The organism is Paraburkholderia oxyphila NBRC 105797 (assembly GCF_000685075.1).
Lineage (GTDB): Bacteria > Pseudomonadota > Gammaproteobacteria > Burkholderiales > Burkholderiaceae > Paraburkholderia > Paraburkholderia oxyphila.
The window spans coordinates 157,357-169,124 of the sequence record NZ_BAYD01000013.1 but is presented as its reverse complement, the minus strand read 5'-3'; the positions used below and the strand labels follow the sequence as shown (position 1 = coordinate 169,124).

12 protein-coding genes, 1 tRNA gene and 1 pseudogene are annotated in these 11,768 nt (G+C 59.7%); 5 read left to right on the top strand and 9 right to left on the bottom strand.

Annotated features, from left to right (window positions below; translation table 11 throughout):
- Positions 1-195: 195 nt before the first annotated feature.
- The 4 genes from BO1_RS56325 to BO1_RS12160 form a co-directional block, all read right to left on the bottom strand.
- Positions 196-696: a 3-hydroxyacyl-CoA dehydrogenase NAD-binding domain-containing protein gene (locus BO1_RS56325; protein ID WP_052409436.1), complete on the bottom strand. Its 501-nt coding sequence runs from the start codon at positions 694-696 to the stop codon at positions 196-198.
- Between the two features lie 3 nt (positions 697-699).
- On the bottom strand, positions 700-1,620 hold the full coding sequence (locus BO1_RS12170) for a BKACE family enzyme (RefSeq protein WP_028217794.1): 921 nt from the start codon (positions 1,618-1,620) through the stop codon (positions 700-702).
- A 77-nt stretch (positions 1,621-1,697) separates the two neighbouring features.
- Positions 1,698-3,077, bottom strand: coding sequence for an MFS transporter (locus tag BO1_RS12165; RefSeq protein ID WP_028217793.1), 1,380 nt, complete (start codon positions 3,075-3,077; stop codon positions 1,698-1,700).
- 143 nt (positions 3,078-3,220) lie between these two features.
- Positions 3,221-3,925, bottom strand: coding sequence for a Crp/Fnr family transcriptional regulator (locus BO1_RS12160; protein ID WP_028217792.1), 705 nt, complete (start codon positions 3,923-3,925; stop codon positions 3,221-3,223).
- Positions 3,926-4,038: 113 nt separating this feature from the next.
- Between BO1_RS12160 and BO1_RS12155 the strand changes: the two genes are divergently transcribed.
- From BO1_RS12155 to BO1_RS50715, 3 genes are all read left to right on the top strand, one after another.
- A complete protein-coding gene (locus tag BO1_RS12155; RefSeq protein ID WP_028217791.1) occupies positions 4,039-4,452 on the top strand; it encodes an acyl-CoA thioesterase in 414 nt (137 codons plus the stop codon).
- 35 nt (positions 4,453-4,487) lie between these two features.
- Entirely contained in the window at positions 4,488-5,261 is a 774-nt protein-coding gene (locus tag BO1_RS12150) for an SDR family oxidoreductase (RefSeq protein ID WP_028217790.1), read from the top strand.
- Positions 5,262-5,831: 570 nt separating this feature from the next.
- A complete protein-coding gene (locus BO1_RS50715; RefSeq protein ID WP_052409435.1) occupies positions 5,832-6,737 on the top strand; it encodes a dienelactone hydrolase family protein in 906 nt (301 codons plus the stop codon).
- A gap of 201 nt (positions 6,738-6,938) precedes the next feature.
- On the opposite strand, the gene BO1_RS50710 is transcribed toward BO1_RS50715, so the two are convergent.
- Together BO1_RS50710 and hmpA are read right to left on the bottom strand one after the other, a co-directional pair.
- A complete protein-coding gene (locus BO1_RS50710) occupies positions 6,939-7,442 on the bottom strand; it encodes a lipocalin-like domain-containing protein (RefSeq protein WP_084687899.1) in 504 nt (167 codons plus the stop codon).
- A gap of 599 nt (positions 7,443-8,041) precedes the next feature.
- Positions 8,042-9,253 carry an NO-inducible flavohemoprotein gene (hmpA, locus tag BO1_RS12125; RefSeq protein WP_028217789.1) on the bottom strand — a complete coding sequence of 404 codons (1,212 nt, stop codon included), beginning with the start codon at positions 9,251-9,253 and terminating at the stop codon, positions 8,042-8,044.
- A gap of 168 nt (positions 9,254-9,421) precedes the next feature.
- Here hmpA and BO1_RS12120 point away from each other — a divergent pair, with 168 nt between their 5' ends.
- Complete coding sequence (locus BO1_RS12120; protein WP_028217788.1) at positions 9,422-9,673, top strand: hypothetical protein; 252 nt, start codon at positions 9,422-9,424, stop codon at positions 9,671-9,673.
- A 42-nt stretch (positions 9,674-9,715) separates the two neighbouring features.
- Here the strand turns inward: BO1_RS12120 and BO1_RS12115 are convergent, their stop codons facing one another.
- Entirely contained in the window at positions 9,716-10,330 is a 615-nt protein-coding gene (locus BO1_RS12115; protein ID WP_028217787.1) for a dioxygenase family protein, read from the bottom strand.
- Between the two features lie 160 nt (positions 10,331-10,490).
- Positions 10,491-10,700, bottom strand: a pseudogene (locus tag BO1_RS61090) (phage integrase N-terminal SAM-like domain-containing protein); the annotation flags it as partial.
- A gap of 91 nt (positions 10,701-10,791) precedes the next feature.
- Between BO1_RS61090 and BO1_RS12105 the strand changes: the two are divergent.
- On the top strand, positions 10,792-11,136 hold the full coding sequence (locus tag BO1_RS12105) for a cupin domain-containing protein (protein ID WP_028217786.1): 345 nt from the start codon (positions 10,792-10,794) through the stop codon (positions 11,134-11,136).
- A 379-nt stretch (positions 11,137-11,515) separates the two neighbouring features.
- Here the strand turns inward: BO1_RS12105 and BO1_RS12100 are convergent.
- Positions 11,516-11,593 (bottom strand) — tRNA-Gln (locus BO1_RS12100).
- Positions 11,594-11,768: the final 175 nt, after the last annotated feature.

Below are 11,768 nucleotides of genomic sequence, written 5' to 3'. Positions count from 1 at the left end.
GCGGTGGCTCCTGACGGCGGTGGGTCGATGCAGTGAAAGACGCCACTGGCTTGCGCCAGTGGCGTTTTTTCTTGATCATCGGCCGTCTTCGGGCAGAGCGAAGTACGTTGAAAATTCCTTGGCACGAACAAGCGGTTACGCGCTGCGGACCGGTGTTGGTTGATGTGCTCATGCCAATCTCCATCCCGCTCATCTTCAGGTACCGTCCGGCTTGGGGATCTGAGAAAGATTTCGCTTCGCCTCCAGTAGTTGAATCAGCAATTGATCGCGCTGGCGAAGCATTTCTGGAAAGTCGTATGACTGAAGTTCCGCATCGACGCCACTCGCAATAGATTCGATGTAGTCGTCTGTCTCGGGATACATGCCCAGGTCTCTGGCCGCCGATTCGATGCTCATGATCAACGCGCGTTTGACATCCAGACGCTCGGGGCCGCTTTCTTGAATGAAATCGGCGTTGCGCACCGCCAAGCCCACATCGGTCGTGAATGTCAACTTGTCCCTCGAGGCGCCATCTGCCAGTCCGAGCCTCTCGACTACAGGCCAACTATCGTCGATCCAGTTGCGCAGGCGCGACTCGGCCCCTTGGCCCGGATCCGTCGCCGTGACGGCGAAACCATGAGCCAGGAAGTGTGTCGCCCAACCGGCGCCAATGACACCCGTGCCGACGACGGCGACGTTGACGGCTCGCGTTGCCATTGCCTAACCCTCCTGGCAGGCAGCGTGGATGGTTTTGCGCAACGGCCGCAGTCCAATGATCTCCCGTGCTTCAGCAGGCGTGGCCGGCTCATAGCCCATCTCGCGTACCAGGCGAACCAGCCGCTCGACCAGTTGGACATTGGTAGCCAACTGACCCTGTCTGTAGTAGAGGTTGTCCTCGAGCCCGACGCGCACGTGCCCTCCCAGTAACAGCGAGTTCATCGCAGCGGGTAACTGTGCCGCGCCGATGGCGCTGACGTTGAAGACGGTGTTGCGGGGCAGATGGTCGACCATCGTCTGCAACAACCGCGGCGTGTAGGGCAACGCGCCCTGGAACGCATTGGCGCCGATCACGATATTGATAAAGTGCGGCGCGTCGTCGAGTCCCTCATTGATGGCACGCTGAACATCCTGGACGATGTCGGCAAGGCCGAACACCTCCCATTCGGGCTTGATGCCTCGTTCTTTCATCATCTCTGCTATCTGCCGGATTCGCGAGGGCGGCGTCGCCACCAGAATCTCCTTGCCGCCGAAACTGGCAATCACGGTCTGTGCATCGAGCGTGCACATCTCGACGCCGTCGCCCTGCATGCCCTTCAGTCGTTCTTCCCACTGGATTTCCCACAGGCCGTTGTCGAGTTCGCGAACCATGTCGCCATTGATGCCGCCACCGGTGGAGTTGTTCAGGATGATGTCGCATTTGTCGCGAATCAGCCGGTTGATGTGACTATAGATTGCCGGATCGCAGGTGGCCTCGTCGTCGGGACGCCGTGCATGCACTGCAACGACACTGGCGCCCGCGTTATAGCAGCGGTAGGTATCGTCGGCGATCTCTTGCGGCTGGGTCGGCAGGTGCGGGTTCATTTTCTTGGTAGCCATGCCGCCGGTCGGGGCAACGGTCACAATGACTTTGGGCTTGCTCATGCTGGTTGACTCCAGAGTTGAAATGGATCGAATGGATTGAATGGATCGAAGCAACAGGATTGACGATGACGGCCCGACTAGTGCGCGTTCGCGCCATCGCCTGGGCCTACCCGGACTGCGCTCTTCGGCAGGCCCAGCAGGATCGTGAGGCCGCCTCCGATGACAACCGCGGTCAGGGCCAGCAGACCCATCTGGATGCTGCCGGTCGTCCCCTTGATCCAACCGATCAGCGTCGGGCTGACGAAGCCGCCGAGGATGCCCAGCGAGCTGATGACTGCGATGCCGGCCGCGGCCGCATCCCGGCCAAGGTAGGTCGGGGGGATCGACCAGAAGAGCGAGCCGCCGCCAAAGATGAAGAACGAGGCCACGCACAGCAGGACCATCACCGGCACAACAGTGGTGCCAAGGCAGGAGGTCAAGGCCAGGACCACCGAACCGAGGACCAGGGTTCCCCCGACATGCCAGCGGCGCTCCTTGAAACGATCCGAACTGCGGCTGATGACCAGAACACCCAGCGCGCCGAAGATATAAGGCACTGCCGTGTACCAGCCGATCGTGTCGATCGACGCGACCCCCAGGCCTTTAATCATCGTCGGCAACCAGAACGTCAGCGTGTAGACGGCGCAAGCGCAGCAAAAATAGACGAAAGCCAGCACATAGGTCTTCGGGTCTGCCAACGCCGCCTTGAGTCGACCATGAGGCTGGCCATGACGTCCAGCCCGGGTCTCGCCGCCGTGGTCGGCATCCAGGACCGACTGCACCAGCGCCTTCTCTGCCTCGTTCAGCCACGCCGCGCGGGCCGGCTGGTCCGGAAGCATGCAATACAGCAGAATCCCCAGCAGGACTGTCGGCAGGCCTTCGACGAGGAACAGCCATTGCCAGCCGTGCATGCCGCCAAGCCCCTCCAGGCGGCTCATGATCGTTCCCGACAGCGGGCCGCCGAGGACGCCCGTGATTGGCATGCCGAACAGGAACAGACCCGTCACACGGCCGCGCCGCTGGCTCGGATACCAGTACGTCAAATAAAGAATGATGCCGGGGAAGAAGCCCGCTTCGAATAAGCCGAGCAACAGCCTGATTCCATAGAATTGCCACGGCACCGTGACAAACGCGGTGGCCGTGGACGTGAGGCCCCACAGCACCATGATTCTCAGGAAGGTGAGTCGCGCGCCGATCTTTTCAAGCAGCAGATTACTGGGCACCTCGAACAGCAGATAGGTAACGAAGAAAATACCGGCTCCGAGTCCATATACCGCGTCGGAGAAAGCGAGGTCCTGCTTCATCTGCAACTGCGCGTAGCCAATGTTGATGCGGTCGAGGAACGCACAGATGTAGGCGATCAGAATCAGCGGCATCACGCGCCAACTGATTTTTCGAAAGACGGCGTCTTCCACGATGCGACCTGATGGACTCTCGACAGGCGCGACTGCGGGGGGCAGCGAATGGGCGCGATTCATTGCGTGTCTCCTGATCTTGGATGACACGCATTATTTCGGGCGAGCGCTGCCGCGACTGTCTATGGCGCGACAGTTCGGGACAGCGTAAACACCGAGGCGCCCAGGTACACGGGCGCCTCAATTGCAATGAGAGCGATGCGTCGCTATCCGGCCAAAGCGCGGAGCCCGGGCAAATCGAGCACGACGATGCCGCCGTACTGCGTTCGCACGAGGCCTGCGTTCTTGAAGCGGGTCATTGCCTTATTGCATGTCTGACGCGACACGGTGGCGAGGTTGGCGAGTTCTTCCTGGGACAGCGGCAAATGCCCTGCGCCGCTCGGATTGGACAGCGGTTGCACCATACCCACCAGCGCTCTGGCGACAAGACTGTCGGTGTCGAGCAACCCGTGCGCGGCGACAGCGCCCATGAACCAGTGCAGACGCTCGTTGACCTGTAGCAGCAAGAATTCGTTGAACGAAGGTTGCTGCTCCCGAAGCCAATCGAAGGTCGCGCGGGGAATCTGCGCGACACGGCTGTCACGCAAGGCGATGAGATCTGATTCGCGCGGCGCGTTGCGAATCAGCGTGCCCTCTCCGAACCAACTGCCGACCGACTGTCCCCCCAAAGTCACAGTTTGTCCATCGCGGGCGGTGATCGACCACTTGATGAGGCCTTCGAGCATGCCGAACCAGGCGTGTTGTCGTTCGCCGTGGTGCCCTAAAGCCTGACCGGCTGCGACGGCGCGCTCCGACGCATCAGTGCGCACGCGCGACTTCGTGGGTTCGTCTAGTCGGACGAACCACGGCGACTGAGCGAGCAGTTCGTCGAGCGTAAGCGACATCGTGACCATCCGCTTTTGCCTGGTCATTGCCGTCCCTCCGCGTGGAGCGTTTGGCCGCCGATGTGAAATGTCGCTGCATCGACAGTGTCGCGCGTGCAATACGCGCACAATGGCTGAACTGAAAGCAGGAGCATAGATCCGTGAGTAGAGAGACTGTCTATCGTATCGACGTGCAATTCGGCGATTGCGACCCGGCGGGAATCGTCTTTTTTCCGAATTTTTCGCGCTGGATGGACGCCGCATCGCACGATTATTTTATACAGTGCGGCCTGCCGCCATGGCGGGAGATGCAAGCGCTGCCCAATTGCATCGGCGCGCCGCTGTTGGAGATTCATACACGCTTTCACACCTCGGCGACCTACGGCGAAAGTCTGGAGGTGCATACCCGTGTTGAGGAATGGCGAGGCAAAGTGTTCATCCAGAGCCATCGGATCATGCGCAACGATACGCTGATCTGCGAGGGTAACGCGACTCGCGCTTTGTGTGTCAAGCAGGACGATGGACGTTTGAAGGCCGTTGGTGTGCCTGAATTCATACGTGCCGCGTGCGACTGAGCGGCGAGCATGATCGAGTCAGAAAGGAGGGTTACATGACCACATCTAAAGGCCTGCGCGTGCTGGTGACCGCTGGCGCCGGGGGTATCGGGCGCGCGATCACGGAAGCCTTCGTAACGGCAGGCGCTGGCGTCCACGTCTGCGACATCGACGAAGCAGCGCTTGAGCAAATCCAGGCGCAATTGCCGGGCGTGACGACATCGGTGTGCGACATCGCAGATCGGGCGGCAGCTACGCGCATGGTCGCCGACGCCGCGTCCGCGCTGGGCGGTTTGGACGTCCTGATCAACAACGCGGGCATTGCGGGACCGACGGCGAGTGTCGCGGACATGGATCCGGATGCCTGGGAAGCCGTACTGCGTTTGAATCTCACTGGTACGTTCACGGTCACGCAACAAGCCATCCCTCACCTGAAGCAATCGCGCGCGGGCGTCATTCTGATCATGTCGTCGCTGGCCGGCCGCTTCGGCTATCCGAACCGCAGCCCCTACGCAACGACCAAGTGGGGCCTCATTGGATTCACCAAGACCTTGTCGCGTGAGTTGGGTGAATTTGGCATACGCGTCAACGCAATCTTGCCGGGCGCCGTGGAAGGGCCACGTATTCAGCAAGTGCTGGCGGGCCGGGCCGCGGCCAGCGGCCGCTCCGTCGCTCAGGAAGAGTCGGCTGCGCTCGCCAATCAGTCCATCAAACATTTCGTGGATCCGGCGGAGATCGCGGCGCTTGCTGTCTTTCTGGCATCCGATGCCGGACGTTCCATTTCCGGGCAAATGATCCCAATTGATGGAGATTCGCAAAGCGCATCCTGAGGTCGGGATAAGCGTCCGTGAATACCTGAAGTCGTCAGGTCGGTCACGCCCGACGAGTCTGCTCGTGGTTTAGCGACGCTCGTTGGCGTGCTGCTCGGGTGAGGCTCGCTCATGAACTTCAACGTCAGCATCATGGTCTCGTTGAAAATGAGAACCCTCAGATGGCCGCTTACCGTCTAATGTTGCCGGTTAGCGAACATCAGCAGAGCAACCAACAGCAGCTCCACACCTTCCGATCGACGACCGTCGGCATTGGCCAACGAAGCAACGTTCGATGTCGCAAATTGAACGACCGCTTCCTGGATAGAACCGACGCCTGAACGCGATGATCGTCTCGGGCGTGCTCGCGATGCAAATGGCAAAAGACGACCCGTTGCGGCCTTACGCGCTAGTGCAAGGACAACAGCCGTTTCCATGGTGAACCGGACATTGAGTCTGGCGCACATTATTGGTAGCCACACCCTCGGCGCACTCGATATGCAGATGCAATTTCAACGACTCGGGCAGCCTATGATTTGACTAGAGGGAGCATGGATCGAGACTATCCGTGATGTTGAGAGGGAAAGGCAAATGAAAGGAGCGTTCGCTGGGTTGATCGCTGTCGTTTTGTCCATGCTGCTCACAGGCAGCGCAAAGGCTTGGGAAGAAACACCGCATCTGCGTGTCAACTACCTCGCCTACCCCGTGGCTTGGAACGGCCGCACGATCATGATCGGCGCGCGATTTCAAGTGCCGCTGAATGTAAAAGGCCCACTTCCGGCAGTGATCATCCTGCATGGCACCTCAGGCGTCAGCTATCGCGGCGTTTACTACGCCGCAGCGCTCAATCGCGCCGGTATCGCAACGCTCGAGATCGATCAGTGGGGTGGACGTGACCTTGCTGGGGAGGCGTCCAGCCGTCCCCAGAACGTCGACGCCAATTTGCCCGACATCGCCGGCGCCTATCGCCTGCTGGCGGGGCGCCCCGAGATCGACGCATCGCGGATCGGCATCATGGGTAGCTCGATGGGCGGCGGCGAAACGATGCTGATGATGACCCACCAGCATAGCGATGCGCTTCTTGGTGACGGCGTCCATTTAAAGGCCGCGGTCGCCTTGTACCCCATCTGTTGGCGCTTCAACCATGTGCCGGGCGCCGATTTCAGAAAGCTCGTTGATGCGCCGATTCGGATTTTTGTAGGCACGTCGGACGATTACGACGGTGGAGAAGCCGCATGCGAGGATCTTTTGCGCAGTCTGTCACCTTCTGATGCTACTCATCTGTCGATACGTGCTTTTCCAGGAGCGACGCACGAGTTCGATGTATTTGATGGTGAGCGCGACTTTAACGATCCAAGAGCTAACTGCCGGCACGGGGGAATCGTCCATGTCCGCCCTGATCCGGCGGCGCGCGAACAAGCTCGGGACGATCTCGTTCAGTTTTTTATGAATGCGTTCGGACAACCTCCGGCCGCCCAAGGGATCGCGCCAAACTGATCCCTTTACGAGCCGCGTTGTATTGAACCCGGTCGCAATACAATCAGTTCTCCATCTGACAATGGACTGGCAGTTCGGACCATCCGGAGCTTCGTGCGTTACGTAGTGCACCTCCTCCGAAAAGCAAACTCGCAAACGAGCCAGCTAACCCTCGCGCAGGCCGCTTAATGGCTCTTCCTGCGCGGCAGTGTTACTTGTTGTCTACTTAACCTTAATCCAGACCAATTCGGATGAGCTTTCCTTGCCAGTTATCGGGCTCTTCGCGTGCAGCGTCCTGATGTATAAAAAATCCCCGTCGATTCTAAACTGGCGCACTTGTGTGGTCCCTGTCCACGACTGATTCCACGATGCATCAACATGGTGGCTAACTTTGTCGCCCTCAATGCTATAGGTCCCCGCGTATGCAACAAGCCCGTTGTAGAGGTCGACTCGCTCCTCGTCGGTTGGAACAACAGTGTCAGGCGCCTTTCGCCCGTCCTTAATCAGGATCGCATACATCCGGCAGTCGGGCCCATAGCTGAGATAGCCGCTTGGGTGTGCACCGAACAATTCGGTCTTCTGGCCAGTCGCCATGTCTTCAGTTGTGAAGGACTGTAGCTTCCAGGTTCCGAGCTGCGGACCGGTGCAGTTCTGACGCTGTTGACCGGCAGCATCTATCGTTCCGAGAGAAAGTACACAGCACATCACGGCAGCAGAGCGTTTCATTTAATTTCCTCTCTCCAAGCGTATGGAGCTTCGTGTGCTGTCAGGGCGGTGCAGAGTCGGTATCGGGCATATTGCCGTTCCTCAGTGCGAGGGTGGACAGCCTCACGTCGTCCGCGCGGAGCCCGAGATGTGATGATTCATATTAGGCGAGCGCGCATCGGGCGAACGACAGAAATGCAGCAATTGAAGGCCATAACCACGCACGAGAAGAATATGCACCGCCGCGTCGCGCTGTGGATCGACTTCTTCACGCTCGCCGCGATCTAGTGGACAGGCCCTGATTGGTATTGATCACGCCACGGGCGCGGCGGCGCGGCACTTGCACAAAAAACATCTCGAACTACCTGCCGTCAAGCGGCGGGGGGCCGCTATGCGATTTGACCTGACGTTTGAGTGACCGCAGGAGCGCTCAAGCGAATGGCTGAAAGTGGCCGCGTTGAGACATAGCCATTGCGCGCGGCACCGGACGGCCACCCGCTTGTGTTCCAATTGCCAGCCGACAGTGGTGAAACTCGCGAGTCGCTCCACGAACCGGCCATCGCCGGTGATACTTTTACTTCGCGTGGCCGAAACCCTTGTCTTGCAAGGCTCCGCCGTCCTTATTCGGCGAACAGGTCCGGACCAAACACTTCGTAGTGAATGCGGGCGTCATGGATGCTGAGCTCCTTTAGCGCGTCATGTTGCATGCGCATAAAGGGGATCGGTCCGCAGATGTAGTAATCGGCGTCCGGCAACAGGATCGAACTCTTGATCAGATTGACGTCGACGAAGCCTGCGTGATCGTAGTCACGGCCCTGAGTATCCTGGGGCAATGGCGCGTCATAAAACACCACCAGATGAAAATTGGCATGCACCGCGGCTGCCTCACGCAGCCGGTCACGCATGGCATGCACCGCGCTGTTGCGAGCACCGTGGACAAATACCACCAGCCGCTGCGGATCCTGTATGGCCTTCTTGAGCATGCTGATCATCGGCGTTAGCCCCACGCCTCCGCTGATCAGCACGATGGGTGTACTGGCGCCCACATCGATATGGAAACTGCCATATGGCGCGGCCAGCTTGACCTCGTCTCCGACATTGACGTGATCGTGCAACAGGCAGGAGACATAGCCTGGCGTGTGCGCACCGCCGCTCTCGCGTTTGACCGAGATGCGGTAGCTGCGTCCATTTGGCATATCCGAGAGGCTGTACTGCCGAATCTGCTGCAAACCCAGAGCCGGCACGTTCACGGCGATACTGGTGTATTGCCCGGGTTCGAAGTTGGCGACGGGTCCGCCATCGGCCGGTTCAAAAACGAACGATGTGATGACGCTGCTTTCCGGCCGCTTCTCGCGAACGACGAAGGTGCGCCAGCCGGTCCAGCCGCCCAGCCTCTCCGCGGAGCCTTCGTATAACTCACTTTCCATGCCGATCAGCATGTCTGCGAGGTTGCTGTAGGCCTGTGCCCACGAAGAAACAATATCCTCGGTCGCCGCGGTCCCGAGCACGTCCTTGATGGCGCCAAGCAGGTGCTCGCCGACGATCGGATAGTGCTCCGGCAGCACGCCGAGGCTCGCATGCTTGTTGGCAATGTTTTTCAGCACTGCCGTCAGGCTCGCGGGGTCCTCGATATTTTCCGCGTACGCATAGACGGCACGCGAGAGCGCCTGCTGTTGCTGGCCCTGTTCCTGATGTGCCATGTTGAACACATTCTTCAATTCAGGATGGGTCTCGAACAGGCGCTGATAGAAGCGCTGGATGATGGGGTAGCCATATTCGGCCAGAACGGGCGCGGTGGCCTTGACGATGTCCTTCGTTCGCTGCGTCAGCATGACCTGGCTCCTTCACAACGCTGGGGAGCATCCCCACCTGGCTCAAGTCTATACAACGATGCCGCATTTGATGATACCAAGTCGGCCCGGCGCGAGCCGAAAGCGGCGGCCGGGAGCATACTGGCAATGGTTGACGATATCTCCGTTGAACACATCGGGGGGACGAACATGCGCCTGATCGAACCAGACGAACACAAAGATTTTCTCGCGACCCTGCGGCGCAACGGTTTGTCAGAAGGAGATTTCAGTCTTCGGGAAACCGACACGACAGACCCCAAGAGTGACGAGAACTGCGGTCTACAGGGCTATGTCTGCATAACCAGGCTATCGACGCAGGTTACGAAGGAATACCCGTTATGCGACGAAAGCGATTGGCTACAGCATTTCACGAGAGATCTCAACGCGGGCGTCTTCGGCTGACCGGAATGAGATCCCGGGCGCCATCGAAATCCGTGACTTGCGCTACGCGAACGCGAGCACGAAATCGAACCGGGCCGCCTTGCGCCCGCCGTGGTCGTCGATCGTCATCAGCAGCCGGCGATCAAACAGGAAATCGCGAGCGTTGCGCTGCTCGCCCGGAAAGTAAAGTTGGGTCGTGAGGGTAGACCCGTTCGGCGCTTGCACCGTCACGTGGAAGTGTCGTGTGCGTCCCGGATACAGACCCGGCACGATGGTCTCGAGGCGGTAGCGTCCTTCGCGGTCAGCGAATTGGTGACCGCGCAGCCGGAACCCCTCAACGTCGTATTCCCCGGCGTCATTAGCGTGCCAGAAATCGAGCAAAGCCCCCGACACCGCCCTGCATCGTTTCGACAGCACCTGCCCGGTCAGGACGATCTTCGTTCCATTGATCCCCGGTTCGAACAGCGATGTGCGTTGCGGCGATCGCGGCAGGAAGAACGGGCCTGCCGTCTGCGGCGGCGTCGGTCCGTGACCATCGTCGCAGGCGGGCGTCGGTGAAACTGCGTCGGCCCGGCCTTCGTCGGTTTTTCCGAGCGCCAACAGCAGCAACGTGGACGGCAGCGCACCCGATCTGCGAAGAAAATCGCGCCGCCCCTGGCTCATACTTCGTGCGCGCATCGTGGACCCTCCTTGTTTCGCGCTCGATCGTCACGCCGCGCGATCCGCGGTGCGGAGTCGACAGGCCTCCGTGCAGGTCCCGTCGAAGTTACCAGAGCCTGTACAGTGCCAACCATGGTAAGCCGAAACTTCTGGTCCGGTGAGCCGGCCGCACATTCCTTTGCGCCATCAGCTCTGGCTGGTCGAGCGTGACTGTGAAGAACAACTTCAGGCCGGTAATCGTGCGGTTCAGTGAGACGGGTGATGTGCCGTGATCGACCAGATGCAACGGGTAGCGCCGTAGGTCCTCGACGGTGGCTGTCTCAGGCGAGCGCTCGAGAAACCGGGCGATCTCGCGCACGATGCGCAGATACAGGGGAGTCGTTGTCGGAAATATATGCGTCGGTGTCGGAAGCATACAAGCCCCATTAGCCCTTTTGGACTAAGGTGATGGACCTCTTATTCGATCGTTTGGAGCTGACATGTCCGATTTTATAACCATATTGCGCGAAACCTGCCCGACTCCGGTCCTTGATGCCACCAAGTGGAAGCGCATCGGCGGCGATCCGCACACAGTGAACCTCAACGCTTACCTCTCCAAGGACGGCAGCAAGATCATGGGCACCTGGATCTGCACACCGGGCAAGTTCGAGGTGAACTACGAGAAATGGGAGTTCTGCCACTTCCTCGACGGCTACTGCATTATCACGCCGGAAGGCGAGGAGTCGGTGCACCTGAAGGCAGGCGATGTGTTCGTGATCGAACCCGGCATGAAAGGGACCTGGGAGGTGGTGGAGACGGTGCGCAAGTACTTTGTCTTCGCCTGAGCAGGCCTATCGATTCGACTCACGCATATCGTTGTCGTCTGGACCCGCTTGAGTCGCTCAGAAACTCGTGCCTTACTGTCCGCTCCCGAGGCTGCATGAGACGCTCGCCGACGACTTGTCGGCCCCGGGCTCCTTCACAGGAACGTCGACGATGGCGCCTGCCAGTAACTCTGTTTTGACAGGCTCGATGGCGGCGGCTAGACCAGTTCGTGACCGCGCTGCGACAACTTGGACTGATCAACGCAGCGTGATCGGAGGCCCAGCGCTTTCGCAATCCTCCCGGCAGCTGACGGGCTGGTGGGCTCTACGCAGAGCGTCCTGGCGAATGATCGCAGCCAGAAAGACTTATGCCTGGATCGATAATGCTTGGGGGGCGTGATGGCAGGGGAAGAAGGATTCGAACCTTCGAATGCCGGAATCAAAATCCGGTGCCTTAGGCCAGCTTGGCGACTCCCCTACGAGGGCGAGATCGTACCAGAGGATTGGAAATGAGCAAAGGGTAGCGCAGGACGGTTCGGCCGTCACCGAGTCTGGTGAGACTTCCACTGTGCGATGACGGTATGGAGCTGGGGGCGAGAACCGGTGCCGACCCACTACGGACGTAGAACCCGGCGCTATCTGTGCGACCGCTT